Source organism: Ruminiclostridium cellobioparum DSM 1351 = ATCC 15832 (assembly GCF_000621505.1).
Classification (GTDB): domain Bacteria; phylum Bacillota; class Clostridia; order Acetivibrionales; family DSM-1351; genus Ruminiclostridium; species Ruminiclostridium cellobioparum.
In genome coordinates, this window is record NZ_KK211293.1 from 157,021 (window position 1) to 172,004 (window position 14,984).

General features: G+C 42.8%; 11 protein-coding genes. 7 read left to right on the forward strand and 4 right to left on the reverse strand.

Annotated features, from left to right (window positions below; translation table 11 throughout):
* Positions 1 to 2: 2 nt before the first annotated feature.
* From T344_RS0124325 to T344_RS0124340, 4 genes are all read right to left on the reverse strand, one after another.
* Positions 3 to 2,090, reverse strand: a complete 2,088-nt coding sequence (locus T344_RS0124325; RefSeq protein WP_027630863.1) for a ribonucleoside triphosphate reductase — start codon at positions 2,088 to 2,090, stop codon at positions 3 to 5.
* A 218-nt stretch (positions 2,091 to 2,308) separates the two neighbouring features.
* Positions 2,309 to 3,517 (reverse strand): YibE/F family protein, encoded by a 1,209-nt coding sequence (locus T344_RS0124330; RefSeq protein WP_027630864.1) that lies wholly within the window; start codon positions 3,515 to 3,517, stop codon positions 2,309 to 2,311.
* 164 nt (positions 3,518 to 3,681) lie between these two features.
* Positions 3,682 to 5,844, reverse strand: coding sequence for a ferrous iron transport protein B (feoB, locus tag T344_RS0124335; protein WP_027630865.1), 2,163 nt, complete (start codon positions 5,842 to 5,844; stop codon positions 3,682 to 3,684).
* A 91-nt stretch (positions 5,845 to 5,935) separates the two neighbouring features.
* Positions 5,936 to 6,175, reverse strand: a complete 240-nt coding sequence (locus T344_RS0124340; RefSeq protein ID WP_004623788.1) for a FeoA family protein — start codon at positions 6,173 to 6,175, stop codon at positions 5,936 to 5,938.
* A 314-nt stretch (positions 6,176 to 6,489) separates the two neighbouring features.
* Between T344_RS0124340 and T344_RS0124345 the strand changes: the two genes are divergently transcribed.
* The 7 genes from T344_RS0124345 (at position 6,490) to T344_RS30620 (ending at position 14,949) form a co-directional block, all read left to right on the forward strand.
* A complete protein-coding gene (locus T344_RS0124345) occupies positions 6,490 to 7,479 on the forward strand; it encodes a CobW family GTP-binding protein (RefSeq protein ID WP_027630866.1) in 990 nt (329 codons plus the stop codon).
* Between the two features lie 12 nt (positions 7,480 to 7,491).
* Positions 7,492 to 9,108, forward strand: a complete 1,617-nt coding sequence (locus tag T344_RS0124350) for a permease (protein ID WP_027630867.1) — start codon at positions 7,492 to 7,494, stop codon at positions 9,106 to 9,108.
* Positions 9,109 to 9,223: 115 nt separating this feature from the next.
* On the forward strand, positions 9,224 to 10,063 hold the full coding sequence (locus T344_RS0124355; protein ID WP_027630868.1) for a TIGR03943 family putative permease subunit: 840 nt from the start codon (positions 9,224 to 9,226) through the stop codon (positions 10,061 to 10,063).
* 142 nt (positions 10,064 to 10,205) lie between these two features.
* Positions 10,206 to 11,168 (forward strand): helix-turn-helix domain-containing protein, encoded by a 963-nt coding sequence (locus tag T344_RS0124360; RefSeq protein ID WP_027630869.1) that lies wholly within the window; start codon positions 10,206 to 10,208, stop codon positions 11,166 to 11,168.
* 117 nt (positions 11,169 to 11,285) lie between these two features.
* On the forward strand, positions 11,286 to 13,103 hold the full coding sequence (locus T344_RS0124365) for an ABC transporter ATP-binding protein (protein ID WP_027630870.1): 1,818 nt from the start codon (positions 11,286 to 11,288) through the stop codon (positions 13,101 to 13,103).
* A complete protein-coding gene (locus T344_RS0124370) occupies positions 13,100 to 14,830 on the forward strand; it encodes an ABC transporter ATP-binding protein (protein ID WP_027630871.1) in 1,731 nt (576 codons plus the stop codon). Before T344_RS0124365 ends, T344_RS0124370 begins: the two co-directional genes overlap by 4 nt.
* The gene (locus tag T344_RS30620; RefSeq protein WP_084331334.1) at positions 14,818 to 14,949 is read left to right on the forward strand and encodes a helix-turn-helix domain-containing protein; all 132 of its coding nucleotides are present in this window, start codon (positions 14,818 to 14,820) and stop codon (positions 14,947 to 14,949) included. Before T344_RS0124370 ends, T344_RS30620 begins: the two co-directional genes overlap by 13 nt.
* Positions 14,950 to 14,984 lie beyond the last annotated feature (35 nt).

The following is a 14,984-nucleotide window of genomic DNA, read 5'->3' on the forward strand; positions in this document are numbered from 1 at the left end:
CATTACTCCTTTATGACATATTTCTTCCTTAATCTGTATTCCTCACGTTTTCCTTCATTATAATTTTTTACAGGTCTGAGATATCCCACTACTCGGCTCCAGACTTCGGTTTCCTCACCGCATTCAGGACAGAAGAACTGCTCTCCCGTGAGGTACCCATGGTTATTGCATATGGAAAAAGTCGGAGTCAACGAAATATACGGCAATTTATAATTGGTAAATATCTTCCTTATCAGATTTTTGGCAGAACCCGTATCTTTTATTTCCTCACCCAGATACAGGTGAAGGACGGTACCTCCTGTATACAAGGACTGCAGCTCATCCTGGAGTTCCAGTGTTTCAAAAATATCGTCGGTGCAGCCAACGGGCAGCTGGCTGGAATTGGTGTAATAGGGAACTGCGTCACCTGCGGTTATAATGTCCGGATACCGTTCCTTATCCTTTTTTGCAAGACGGTAGCTGGTGCCCTCGGCCGGAGTCGCCTCCAGATTGTAATAGTGTCCCGTCTCCTCCTGTATTTCCTTAATAAGGCTCCTCATATAATTAAGAGTTTTGACTGCAAACTCCTGACCCTGAGGTGTTGTCAGGTCTGACCCGTTACCCAGCAGGTTCAGGCAGGCTTCATTCATTCCAATTATACCTATGGTATTGAAATGGTTAAACCAATAGAAATCTGTTCTTTGTTTAACATCTTTCAAATAGTTGGCGGAATACGGGTATAAGCTTTTGGCTGTCTGTTCCTCGATAACTTTTCTCTTGATTTCAAGACTGTTTTTGGCCAGATTTATCTGCTGCCACAGACGTGTGAAAAATTCCGACTCACTTTTTGATATATATGCAAGGCGGGGAAGATTAATGGTTACAACGCCGATAGAACCCGTAAGCGGGTTTGAGCCGAAAAGACCGCCGCCCCTTTTTCGCAGTTCGGAGGTATCAAGTCTCAGACGGCAGCACATGGAAAGTGCATCCTCCGGTGATAAATCGGAATTAATATAGTTTGAGAAATAGGGGATACCGTACTTGCAGGTTATTTCCATGAACTTTCCTGTTACAGGACTGTCCCAGTCAAAGTCCTTTGTTACGTTTATGGTAGGAATGGGGAAGGTAAAAACTCTGCCCTTTGAATCCCCCTCCATCATGACATCACAGAAGGCCATGTTGAATATGTTCATTTCTTCCTGAAAATCACCGTATTTTTCCGGCAGGAGCTTCCCGCCTATAATTACACTTTCTTCCTTTAAAGTTCCTGGGGGGATAATATCAAAGGTCAGGTTTGAAAAAGGGCACTGGAAACCAACCCTGGTTGGAACATTCAAATTAAATATAAATTCCTGCAATGCCTGCTTTACTGCTTTATAATCCAGCCGGTCATACCGTATAAAAGGAGCGCAATAGGTATCAATAGATGACCAGGCCTGTGCACCGGCGGTTTCGCCCTGTGTGGTGAACGTGGAGTTTACTATCTGTCCCAGAAAGGAACGAAGGTGTTTCGGCGGTTTTGATTCGACTTTTCCGCCGACACCTCCAAAGCCGTTCATCAGTATTTGACGGAGATCCCAGCCGGCACAGTAAGGCCCGAAAAATCCCAGGTCATGCAAATGTATATCTCCTGACAAATGTGCCTGTCTGATATCATCCGGATAAATCTCATGGAGCCAGTAGTTTTTTGTAAAAGCTTCCCGTACGTAGTTATTCAGTCCGTTTATGGATTTCTGTGTATTGGCATTTTCATTTATCTGCCAGTCCCTGTCGTTAAGGTATTCTGAAAACATATTGATTGTTGCACCTATCAAAGCATTTGTCTCCCTGGCCGAACGCCTTTTCTCGCGGTAAAGTATGTAAGCCTTTGCCGTTTTCGCATGGCCTGCCTCAATAAGAACCTTCTCAACAATATCCTGGATGCCTTCCACCTCTGCAATTCCTTCAGAGTATTTCTGTCCGGCAATCCTGACCACTTCCGAGCTCAAGGCTTCGGCTATGGAAAAATCATTGCCTCCAACGGCATTGGCAGCCTTGAATATTGCAATAGTTATTTTTTCTTTTTTAAAGGGGACAGTAGATCGATCCCTTTTAACAATCCGCTTTATCATAGCTGTTTTTATCTCCTTTGCAAATGGATTGATATTTATCCTTACTTTATGTTATGCTCGGAATTCAATCCATATACTATATATTGTATATGGATTGAATTTTAAACACAACATATATTATTGCATGTATTTTAAAAAAGTCAATAGGTGGAAATGGAGAAAAAATCATACACCGGGTGCTTATGACACGGCCGCCTTTTGGAAATTGTTTTAACGGTTCAATAATGTTGAATTTTTTCAGAACGGCCTGATCCTTCCGGAAGTTTTCTCAGCTTGCTTCGTCCTTCAGGGTATTTATTCACATCTGTAAAAAAGACTGAGGATATGACAGCAGTAATGGGAATTGTCAGTAAAATACTCAAACTGCCTACAAGTGACTGCAGGAACTCAAATATTAATTCCTCCTTGTTCACCAGACTCAACAAAGAATAATTGGAACCCGCATAAATCAGAACAACAATCAGTGAACTGCCGATATAGGCAAGTATGAGCGTATTTGTCATCGTGCCCATTATATCCCTGCCTATGGAGATTCCTGACTTTAAAAGAGACATTGCAGTGGCATTTGTTTTACTTGACTTGATTTCATATAAGGAGGTGGTTATTGACATTGACACATCCATGATTGCACCCATTGCACCTATGGTGATCATTGAAAATATAATGGCTTTCACATCAAGATCCTTAATACCGAATATATTTCCCAACATATAGGTTTCATCATTGATATATCCTGTCAGCTTCATCCAGCTGTCCATTAAAAAAGTGATTATTACTGAAAACACCACCCCCGTGAGGCAGCTTATGGCTGCTACCATACTTTTCCTGTTATAGCCGTAGACAATTATAAAAGTGGTGATAATAATGTACAGACATATAATGCAGGATGAAAAATAAATATTATAACCTCTGCCGATAGCCGGTATGAATACAAAAAATATTGACAGGCATGTCATAGCAAGTGCAAGGATTGTTTTTATTCCTTTTATTCCACCCAACACTATTACCAATGCTGCAAAAACAACTCCTAAAATGACGATTTTATCAAAACGGTAATAATACTGAAAAATCAAATCGTCATCCATGGGCAGCAGCACCACCTTGTCCCCGGGGGAGACTTGTGCAACATTCTTATCTGTATCATCCAGAATTTGTGTTCCAATTACTAAATTATTATTATAGTTTTTATCCCCGAATATTTCAGCTTTAAAATATATTCTCTGGCTGGAGGGATCGGATGTGTCTTTTATGATTTTATCAATGGTTTTCACCTCTGCAAAAACCAGGTAATTCAATTCTTCCTCTCTTTCATAGTTAATTCCCTTATTATACTGATTATGGCATACATATCTGTTTCCATAATATATAAACAGTATGGATAAAAATATAAAAATCAAATAAGCAACGGTTTTTAAAAAGCTTTTCATACTGATCTCCTTTGTATTTTATTGCACAACACGTTAATTAAGAAACTTTTTATTAACATATGAATTTGCTGTTTTTTTATAGTACTTATATTTGTTTTCAGAAATTATTTCCTTAATTTTTCGAAAATATATAATCAACATTGTTTACTAAACTAATTCTTAATCTATACCAGACCCAACAGCCTTGCCGCACCGGCAACAGCAAAGCATACTATAATACCGGCTGCGGTGGGTATGGCAAAGGAGGCCAGTGTCCACCTCCAGCTCCGGCTTTCCTTCCGTATGGTCCATAGAGTTGTACCGCAGGGGAAGTGCATGAGAGAAAACAGCATTACACAAACACCAGTAAGCCAGGTCCAACCGTTGGCAACAAAAAGTTGTTTCAGATCGGATAACTGCTCAAGCTCCAGCATGGAACCCGAGGCCATATAGCTCATTATAAGGATGGGTATAACAATTTCATTGGCCGGAAGGCCAAGTACAAAGGCCATCAGTATATATCCGTCCATTCCCAGCAGCCTGGCAAAGGGGTCAAGAAAGACGGCGGCGTGTGACAGGAGGCTCAAATCTCCTATGCTGATATTAGCCATCAGCCATATAACCAGGCCGGCAGGTGCCGCAATGACAACTGCACGGCCCAGAACAAAAAGAGTCCTGTCCAGTATGGAGCGTACAATAATACGTCCCACCTGCGGCTTCCTGTATGGGGGCAGCTCCAGTGTGAAGGAGGAGGGAAGGCCTTTCAGTATGGTTTTCGATAATATCCTGGATACAAGCAGGGTCATAAATATTCCTATCAAAACAACTCCTGTAAGAGCCAGGGTGGAGGCCACCGATTCAAAAGCGCCACCGAATGTCCCGCCTATAAAAATAGTACCTATGGCTATAAGGGTGGGAAACCGGCCGTTACAGGGTACGAATACATTTGTGATGATGGCGATTAACCTTTCCCTGGGAGAATCAATAATTCTGCAGCCTATTACACCGGCGGCATTACAGCCAAATCCCATGCACATGGTCAAAGCCTGCTTTCCATGCGCACATGCTTTTTTAAAGAAATTATCAAGATTAAAAGCAACTCTGGGCAGGTAACCCAAATCCTCCAAAAGAGTGAACAGGGGAAAGAATATAGCCATGGGAGGCAGCATAACGGATACAACCCAGGCAAGCGTCCGGTATATACCAAGGACCAGAATCCCATGCAGCCAATCTGGCGAACCTGCCCACATAAAGAATTCTGTGAGCTTTGCCTCAATCCGGAAAAACATGTCCGAAAGCAGTCCCGAGGGCACATTTGCACCTGCTATGGTGATCCAGAATACTATGGCCAGCATGCCCAGCATGATTGGGATGCCAAAAATTCTTGATGTGAGAATACGGTCTATATTTCTGTCGGTACGGTTGTATTGCTTATTTTCAAAAGTAACGGACTTGCTGCTTATTTCTTCGGCAGTGCCGACAAGCCTGGATACAATTTTATCCCTTAACCGGTCCGGTCCGATGCCGTTTTCAGTCATGTATTTTCTTGCCTCCGCAAGCAATTCCTGTAATTCTGAATTTCCCATCAGGTCGAAACCAAGATATTTGTCCAATGTTTTCAGCAGGGTTGTATCTCCGTCCAGCAGCTTGAATGCTACCCAGCGGTTGTTTATTTTACCGTCAACCAATTCCCATATTTTAGGCTGGATCATACTTACAGCTTCTTCAATTACTGCGTCATAAGTAATTTGAATGGGATTTGTGGCCATACGCCTGTTTGCCACATCGTATACAGCATCCATCAATTCATCAAGGCCTTTATTGCTTCGGGCATTAGTTGGTATGACAGGTACGCCCAGGAGCTTTGAAAGCCTGTCATATTTAATGTGGATTTTCTTTCTTTTTGCTTCATCAATAAGGTTTACACATACTACAACCCTATCGGTTATTTCCAGTGTTTGCAATATCAGATTCAGGTTTCTCTCAAGACAGGTGGCATCTGCTACAACAACTGTTGCATCGGGCATTCCAAAACAGACAAAATCCCTTGCAATCTCTTCTTCGGCCGAATTTGCCATTAAAGAATATGTACCGGGAATGTCCACCATTATGAAGTTTTTATCTTTATGCCTGTATTTTCCCTGTGCATTGGTAACTGTTTTTCCCGGCCAGTTGCCCGTATGCTGGTTAAGACCGGTCAGGCTGTTGAACACAGTGCTTTTTCCAACATTGGGATTACCTGCAAGGGCAATCACTTTATCATCAGGATGTGTACGGCTGATGTAAATTTCACTTGCCAGTACATCTGTCAATACCCCCGTCCCCGTGGATTGGCTTGTTAAACCCATTGAATTAACCTCCTCATTTATATTTTTGAAAAATATTTTAGCCACGGGCAGAGTTTTAGCCGCCCGTGGAAAAATTAAACCGCAGGTCTGACTAGAGAGCTTCAATAAATATTTGTGATGCTTCCTCAGAGCGAAGAGCTATGACAGCCCCTCTTATATGATAGGCCACTGGATCACCCGACGGACTTTTTTGAAGCGCTTCAACTTCGGTATCTGCAATCAGTCCCAAATCCAACATCCTTCTGCGGATGGTTCCTTCCGACGTAAGTACTTTTACTTTACCTTTTTTCCCTAAAGGCAGGGAATTTAACTGAATATATTTTTCTCCCATAACTGAACCTCCAACACTTGATTATGTATATGGTTTATATAATCTCCGTTAGCTGTGAACAAAAAAGTTTCCCTACACTAACTTATGTATTATGAATTTAAAGAGTTACAATTCGAATAAAAAATATTTTCTTGAAAAATTGATAGAAATAATTTATATTAATATATATGCTTATGGGAATCATTCGCATTTATTAACATTCATAATCAAACAGAGCATATGCACCATATCGCATATTGTCCGTACAGGCTGTCATAGAATAGTAAAAGCAGCTGTTGTCCCGATTAGTGAGATCAACGTTCGCAGGAGGTAAAATGAAGACAAAAGTAGATATTATATCGGGCTTTTTAGGTTCAGGAAAAACTACACTGATAAAAAAGCTTATGGCAGAAAAACTGCATGATGAAAAGCTGGTAATCATTGAAAACGAGTTCGGAGAAATTGGAATAGACGGAAGTATATTAAAAGAGTCGGGAATAGAAGTCAAGGAAATAAACTCCGGGTGTATATGTTGTACCCTGGTTGGTGATTTCGGAAAATCCATCGAGGAAGTCCTGCATAAGTACAAGCCTGACAGAATAATCATCGAACCTTCGGGTGTAGGCAAGCTTTCGGATATTTTAAAGGCCTGTGACAGCTTGAGCTCAAAAGACCTGTTAACCATAAATATGGTGATCACAGTAGTTGATATCCTTAAATATAAAATGTATATCCTGAATTTCGGGGAATTTTATGAGAATCAGATAAAGCATGCAAAAACAATTATTCTCAGCCGGTCACAGAAGGCTGAGGCTGATAAACTTGTGAAATTTACAGGTGAGATCGGTAAATTGAATTCCAAAGCAAATATAATTACCACACCCTGGGAAGAACTCAATGCCGGACAGATTATATCGGCTGCCGAGCAGAATGGGTCAGCAGCTCTGGAACAGCAAATAAAAAAGGTTGTCCTGAAAAGACATGTTCACCCGGAAGGCTGTAAATGCGGCTGTAAAGGAACACAGCATACCCATCATAATGCGGATGAGTTCTTTGAAGTATGGGGGGCCGAAACACCTAAAACATATGATGCTGCCACTTTGAGAAAAATACTGGAGAACCTGGGCAGCACCGGACGCTACGGCAATATTTTAAGAGCAAAGGGAATCATTCAATCGGACAGGAGCAATTGGGTGCAATTCGATTATGTCCCGGGGGAATTTGAAATAAAGGACTCGGGAGCCGACTACACGGGAAGATTGTGTGTCATCGGAAGGGAACTGAACAGGAAGGAACTCGACAGCCTTTTCAATATCAATACATAAGCGGAGATAATCATGAAAACTCAACTGTACATCATAACCGGTTTTTTGGGGTCAGGTAAAACTATATACATAAACGGTCTGCTGGACAACCTGGATTTATCCGATGAAAAAGTTGTCATAATCCAGTGTGAACAGGGAGAATCGGAAATTGACAACGCTTTTGAATGCAATAGCAATGTACATATAATCAAATGGGAAAGAACAAAAAAATCAGTACTTAAATTAATTGAAGATATTCTTAAAAAATACCGGCCTCACAGCATAATAATCGAGCATAACGGCACGGAAAGTACCGAAAAGCTGCTGGAGGATCTGCAGAAACCGGTAATACAAAAAAATTGTGTCATACATAATATTGTGCATACCATTGATGCCCAGACTTTTGAAGTTTTCATCGATAATATGGGAGCAATCCTGACAGAACAGATTGCCAGCTCAGATGTGATTGTTGTAAATAATTCATCGGATTTTACCAAAAGCCGGCTTAAGGCTGTGGAAAAGCTCCTGAAAACTGTCAATCCCACCGCCAAAATTGCAAGAACTGCCGGTGATACCGGACCAGGTGCCCAGGAAGGAAACGAAGGATTATATATTGAAAAACAGACTAAACAGCTAAAGCTCTCAGATGTGGCATTCTTTACATTCTGCCTGCTTGTGCTTTGTTATTTGTCGGTATCGGTTCTGAAGGCGGCCAACTTTGAATTGATAAATATTAACCTTTCAAGATTTCAAGCACTGAACACCATATTTATAAGCATACTCATACAGGCTTTTCCCTTTATACTGTTCGGTGTAATAGCATCCTCCGTAATCCAGGTTTTAATATCAAATGAAACAATTGTCAAACTGTTTCCTGAGAAAATGGGGCTGGGTTTTGTTGCAGCAATTTTTGCGGGTTTGCTTTTTCCGGTGTGTGACTGTGCTGTTGTCCCTGTTGCGGCAAGGCTGGAGAAAAAAGGGGTTCCGGTTCCGACCGTTGTGGCCTTTATGCTGGCAGCTCCTCTTATGAGTCCGCTTTCCATAGCATCCACCTTTTATGCATTTCCCGGGCAGCCATCGGTCGCAATTTACAGAGTTATTCTTGGAATTATTATTTCAGTGATAGTGGGGCTGACCTTCTGGATTTTTCCCGAAGAAAAACAAATAACCTTAAACAGACTTGCTGCAGTTAACTGCAAATGCGGCTACTGCAACACCGGTGCTTCAAAAAAACCCGCTTCGAAAATTGAGGCTGTATTCAAGCATGCCGGTTCGGAATTTTTTGAAGTGGGACGTTTTATTATCGTGGGGGCATTTTTATCAAGTCTTGTTCAAACCTTTCTGCCAAAGGATATACTATTAAAGATAGGCGGAGGGGCGGCAGCTTCAATAATCATTATGCTGCTTTCGGCATTTGTACTGTCGGTCTGCTCCACCTCGGATGCCTTTATTGCCAGAACCTTTGTCAACCAGTTTCCCATGGCATCGGTCATGGGCTTTATGGTACTGGGGCCAATGATAGATATTAAAAATGTTTTAATGCTTCTTGGTAATTTTAAAAAAAGATTTGTAGCCAAGCTCGTTTTTCTGATATTCAGTTTTACATTTATAATCCTGTCATTTTTTTCAATAGTGTTCTTCGGTTTATGACAGCCATTTAACCTCCCTTATTCGCCTTATAGCGGATGAGGAGAGAACAAATTTCATTACAGTTTTGTGGCCGCTATTGCGGCTCAAAGCCATAATAATGGCTTGGGAGGTTAATATGCTAATAGTCAGATCAAATAAAATAAATATAGAAGCACTTTTTAAACTGGTAATTCTGCTGGGGTTTGCGTTTTTCTTTTCAATGATTATCGCAACGGGGAAAGCGCTGTTATATGTAAATCCACGTATAATTCCATATGTTAAATTCGGTATTGCGGCACTGGTGGTAATTGCCCTTTTTTATATACCCGATGTCTTAAAGCCCCAAAGAAAGGCCAATATCGGTATTTACCTGTTCTTTCTGATACCGCTGGTATCGGCATTTGTCATCCAGGCAAAACCTCTGGACACAAAATCAATAGCCCTGGGCGATGTTAATTTATCCCAGCAAGCCGGTACCGGTATAAATGTAAACAATGCTTCAAATGCGGCCGCTGCCGACACAGACAGTACATGGCAGGCCCAGGATACAAGCATTCCTTTAACACAGGAGCAGCCGGACGATGATGTATATTCATCCCAATTAAAGCTGGATGGCGACACCATAGTTATGGATGACAATAATTTTGTCAAATGGCTGCAGGAGCTTTATGACAATAAGCAAAAGTACCAGGGAAAGAAAATTCAGGTCATAGGCTTTGTGTTAAAAGGCAAGGAGCTTTCCAAAAATGAATTTTATCCGGCCCGCCTTATGATGGCCTGCTGTACTGCCGATTTGCAGCCTGTCGGCTTGCTGTGCAGGTATAAAAATGCACCGGAATTAAAACAGGACAGCTGGGTGAAAGTCGAGGGAACTATTAAAATCATCGATTATAAAGGGGAGCAGACTGCAATAATAATCGCAGATAATGTTTCCAATGCCCAAAAACCTGAATACGACTATGTATATCCATATTGACAGTATATCCTGTTGACAGCACCCCGATTGACAATGATTCACAGGGATGATAATATTAAACAGTAGTTAGTTATTGCTAACCACAGGGTAACGACTGGAATTTCAGTATATGCCAAGGGGATGAAAATATAGGGAGGTCAACATGAGTATCCTTACCAGGGAAAAAGATTACTACAGTTCGGAAATATCACTGGTATCCCAATCCGGGGATTGCTCGGTATACAAAATGTCCGGTGATTATGGAGACGGCATAATGACCTGTTATCAGGTTTTTCCGGGCGTAGAACTCATATATAACGATTTTCATACCGACGACTGTTTTCATAATACACACACCTGCGAAGACATAATGGAAATCAATCACTGCAGGCAGGGCCGCTTTGAATGCGATTTCTGCGACGGCTCCTGCGTCTATCTGGAGGAAGGGGACCTTTCGGTAAATATGCTGGGAGTCAAGGCAAGAAATTCCTGCTTTCCCCTGGAGCATTACCATGGCGTTTCAGTGGTGATAGAGCTTCCCGAGGCAGCCCGTTCAATTTCACGGGTCTTGAGCGATATTTCCATTGATCTGTACGACCTGCGTGACAGGTTGTGTGCCAATAACCGGTGTTTTATAATGCGGGCTACCGATTCGGTGGAGCATATTTTTTCAGAGCTGTATAAAGTACCAGATAAGATAAAGAAAGGGTATTTCAAGCTGAAGGTACTGGAGCTGCTGTTATTTCTCAGTGTTGTGGACGTGTCTGTCATTCTTGAACGGCGCCGGTATTTTCAAAAAAGTCAGGTTGACAGCATAAAAGCGATCAAAGAATATATGGTATCAAATCTTGAATACCATTATACATTGGAGGAGCTGTCCGTACGCTTTGATATTCCCCTGACGGCAATGAAGCTGTGCTTTAAGGGGGTATTCGGAACCTCCGTCTATGCCTTTATCCGTTCCTACAGGATGCAAGCCGCTGCCGCAATGCTGCGCCGGAGCGGAGAGAGCATATCCTCAATTGCAGGAAAAGTGGGATATGTGAATTCCAGCAAATTTGCAGCCGCATTTAAGGAAGTCATCGGAATGAGTCCTTTGGAATACAGAAACAACACTGCAAGCTGATTCTTGTCTTTTTGGAGCATATTTGACCCAACCGGAGCAGAGAAAATGAAGCGCAGGATTTATAATATATGGTGGTTAGCATACACTAACCACCATATATTTTGAAAGGAGTACTTTATGGAACAACATAAAAAGCAAAAAACAGGCCTGTCACGTCTTTTTCAAATAGCGGGCGAAAAAAAAGGCCTGCTGATAGTTTCAGGAATATTGTCATCAATCAGTGCAGCCTGCATGCTGGTTCCGTTTTTATCAGTTTACAGGATACTTGAAGAGCTTTTGAAGAATGCGGGAAATCTCTCTGCAGTCAACAGGGACTATATGACACATTGGGGATGGATAGCATTTCTGGGCCTCATCGGAGGCCTGCTGATCCTATATGCTTCCATTATATTCTCCCATGTTGCAGCCTTCAGGATTTTATACGGTATAAAAATGGGTCTGGCAAGACATATAGGCAAGCTTCCCCTTGGATTTTTAAACAATACGGCAACGGGTACAGTCAAAAAGAATCTTGAGCAGGATGTGGACAGGGTGGAGCTGTTTGTGGCACATACCATTCCTGATCTGGTTAACGCAGCTGCAACGGTTGTCATAATGTTTATAATATTCTTCAGATTGAACGGCTGGATGGCTCTTACAGTTATTATTGCATTTTTTCTCGGAACAGGCCTGCAGATGACCATGATGTTCGGAAAGAAAGCACAGGGGACTATGAAGGCATATTTTGATTCTCTCGAAAGGATACATGCTTCTGCCATACAGTATGTCAGGGGTATTCCCGTTGTAAAGATTTTCGGACAGACTGTTCATTCCTTCAAGCGTTTCAATGATGATTTGTATGAATATAGAAACTGGGCAGTGAATTATTGCGATAAATTCGAAAACGGCATGGCTGTTTTCACGGTGGTTTTAAATTCCTTTCTGACCTTCATACTGCCGGTGGGACTTTTAACGCTCAGTAAAGATCCGAGCAACATGGCCTTTGCGCTGGTCTACCTTTTCTTTATCATCATGGTGCCCGGTGCGTCAGCACCGCTTTACAAGTTTACAATGCTGGCCTCCGGAACAAGAGAAATATTCGAGGGAGTGAGCCGCCTGGATGCCATTTACAGCCAGGAACCAATAAAGGAGGCGTCTTCTCCCAAAAGACCCAGGGGGCATGACATCGTGTTTGAAAATGTGAGCTTTGCCTATGAGAACAAGGCGGAGACAACACGGGTGGAAGCTTTGTCAAATATCAGCTTTACGGCAAAAGCGGGACAGATCACGGCTCTTGTAGGGCCTTCCGGAGGCGGTAAATCCACTGTAGCAAATCTTATTCCCAGGTTCTGGGATGTAACCGAGGGCGAAATCAAAATCGGCGGTGTAAATATCAAGGATATTCCCACCGAAGAGTTAATGAACACCGTATCCTTTGTTTTTCAGGATACCTTCCTGTTTTATGATACATTGTTTGAAAATATCAGGGTAGGAAATCCAGCTGCCACCGACGAGCAGGTATACGCAGCTGCCAGAGCCGCCCAGTGCCATGAGTTCATTCAGAGTCTTCCCGACGGTTATAACACCCTGATAGGAGAAGGCGGAGTATTTCTTTCAGGCGGTGAGGAACAACGTGTTTCAGTAGCAAGAGCAATATTAAAAAATGCACCCATTCTCGTATTGGATGAAGCCACGGCTTTTGCCGATCCGGAAAATGAATATAGGATGCAGATAGCTCTTAAAGAGCTTATCAAGGATAAAACAGTAATTATGATAGCTCACAGGCTCTCTTCCATTAAAAATGCAAACCAGATAATAGTCCTGGAGAACGGCAGGATCAACCAGACGGGTGTTCATTCCGAACTGGTGGAAAAGGACGGTCTTTACAGGCGCATGTGGAATGCCTATAACAGCGCCTATGAGTGGTCATTAAACATCGGAGGTGTCAAGGCATGAAAATATTCCGTAATATTACCGTAGGACAGCCCGGAAAATTAATAAAGCCCATAGGTTTCACACTCCTGTCCAATATTGTGAACGTAATCCCTTTTATGCTTTCAATAGAAACAGTAAGAATAATTTTCGATTCATTTGCTTATCCTGGGAAAGGCCTTGATAGAGGCAGGCTCTGGATAATTATCGGCACACTTTTCGCATATATGATAATTATGTTCTTTGCCGAAAAACCTGCCTACCGCCACAGTTACCGGGATGCCTACGACATTTCGGCCTCAGGCAGGGCAAATCTTGCCGAACATCTCAGAAAGCTGCCGCTGGGATACATAACCTCACGTGACCCCGGCGATCTCGCAAATATGATGATGGGGGACTTTACACTGGTTGAGACCGGAGTATCCCATATAGTACCGCAGCTTTTCGGTGCACTTGTCATGCCGGTACTGGCATTCGTTTCACTGCTTTTTATCAATTGGCAGATGTCTTTGGCAATGTTTATTGCCCTGCCTGCGGCAATAGTGATTCTCTGGCTCAATACCAGGGTCAACAAGCGTATGGCCGACAGGCAGATGAAGTCAAAGCTGGATGCAGGAAACCGTTTGCAGGAATATCTTCTGGGAATCCGCGTGATGAAGGCCTATAACATGACAGGTGAAAAGTTTGAACGTCTCGAAGCTTCCTTCCGCAAACAGATGAAAGAGAGTATCCGTTTTGAAGCGCTGTCCGGTCCCGTTCTGCTTTTGACAATTACCTTGATCCGCGCAGGGCTCACTCTGATGATACTGACCGGTTCCTATCTTCTGATAGGCGGTGAACTTGATCTGCTGACCTTTGTAATGTTTCTCGTAATCGGTTCACGTGTATACGATCCTCTCAGCTCGGCTCTTATGAAATTTGCAGAACTCCGCTATGACGAGAGGGCCGGTGAAAGGATTCTCAACCTGATGAACGAGCCAGAAATGGGAGGGACAAACTTTCCCCGGGGAGGCACCGATATTGTTTTCCAGAATGTCTCTTTCGGATATGGAGAAAAGGATGTCCTCCACAATGTGTCACTTGCCATGAAGCAGGGGACAATGACAGCTCTGGTCGGTCCGTCGGGCAGCGGTAAAAGTACTGTGCTCAAGCTTTGCGCAAGATTTTATGACCCCGGCAGCGGAAAAGTCACCTTTGGAGGTGTTGACGAAGCTTCCATGGACCCTGAAAGGCTGATGCAGAAAATATCCATGGTATTCCAGGATGTCTATCTGTTTCAGGATACCATAGGCAATAATATCCGGTTCGGCAAGGAGAATGCCTCCCAGGAGGAGGTCATTGCCGCCGCCAGGAAAGCCTGCTGCTACGATTTTATAATGAAGCTGCCGAAGGGCTTTGACACAATGGTAGGGGAAGGGGGCTGCACTCTGTCCGGAGGAGAAAAGCAGCGTATTTCCATAGCCCGTGCCATGCTGAAAAATGCTCCGGTCATCCTTCTGGACGAGGCAACCGCTTCACTGGATCCCGAAAACGAAGTGGAGGTCCAGAAGGCAATAGGAGAACTGATTGCAGGCAGGACAGTCATTGTTATTGCCCACAGATTAAAAACCATTAAAAACGCAGACCATATTATTGTAATGGACGCTGGAAGAGTGTCGGAGAAAGGCACCTTTGAAACATTGATTGAGAAAAGCGGTCTGTTTAAGAAATTATGGACAATTCAGTCCCAGTCGGTGGGATGGGAAATTTAAAGGACAGTGTTACTTCAATAGCCATGCAAATGGGCTACGAAAATGCCAGCAAATTTTCTGCCGCTTTCAAATCGGTTATTGGAACAACTCCGGCAGATTACCGGAAATCAATTGTCTGAATGGAGGGCTTATCTCCTTTATGGAGTAGTGAAGA

What these genes read in the sequence shown, in the direction of transcription:
- T344_RS0124325 (WP_027630863.1), bottom strand. Translation starts at nt 2,090, where the DNA reads ATGATAAAGCGGATTGTTAAAAGGGATCGATCTACTGTCCCCTTTAAA.
- T344_RS0124330 (WP_027630864.1), bottom strand. Translation starts at nt 3,517, where the DNA reads ATGAAAAGCTTTTTAAAAACCGTTGCTTATTTGATTTTTATATTTTTA.
- feoB (WP_027630865.1), bottom strand. Translation starts at nt 5,844, where the DNA reads ATGGGTTTAACAAGCCAATCCACGGGGACGGGGGTATTGACAGATGTA.
- T344_RS0124340 (WP_004623788.1), bottom strand. Translation starts at nt 6,175, where the DNA reads ATGGGAGAAAAATATATTCAGTTAAATTCCCTGCCTTTAGGGAAAAAA.
- T344_RS0124345 (WP_027630866.1), top strand. Translation starts at nt 6,490, where the DNA reads ATGAAGACAAAAGTAGATATTATATCGGGCTTTTTAGGTTCAGGAAAA.
- T344_RS0124350 (WP_027630867.1), top strand. Translation starts at nt 7,492, where the DNA reads ATGAAAACTCAACTGTACATCATAACCGGTTTTTTGGGGTCAGGTAAA.
- T344_RS0124355 (WP_027630868.1), top strand. Translation starts at nt 9,224, where the DNA reads ATGCTAATAGTCAGATCAAATAAAATAAATATAGAAGCACTTTTTAAA.
- T344_RS0124360 (WP_027630869.1), top strand. Translation starts at nt 10,206, where the DNA reads ATGAGTATCCTTACCAGGGAAAAAGATTACTACAGTTCGGAAATATCA.
- T344_RS0124365 (WP_027630870.1), top strand. Translation starts at nt 11,286, where the DNA reads ATGGAACAACATAAAAAGCAAAAAACAGGCCTGTCACGTCTTTTTCAA.
- T344_RS0124370 (WP_027630871.1), top strand. Translation starts at nt 13,100, where the DNA reads ATGAAAATATTCCGTAATATTACCGTAGGACAGCCCGGAAAATTAATA.
- T344_RS30620 (WP_084331334.1), top strand. Translation starts at nt 14,818, where the DNA reads ATGGGAAATTTAAAGGACAGTGTTACTTCAATAGCCATGCAAATGGGC.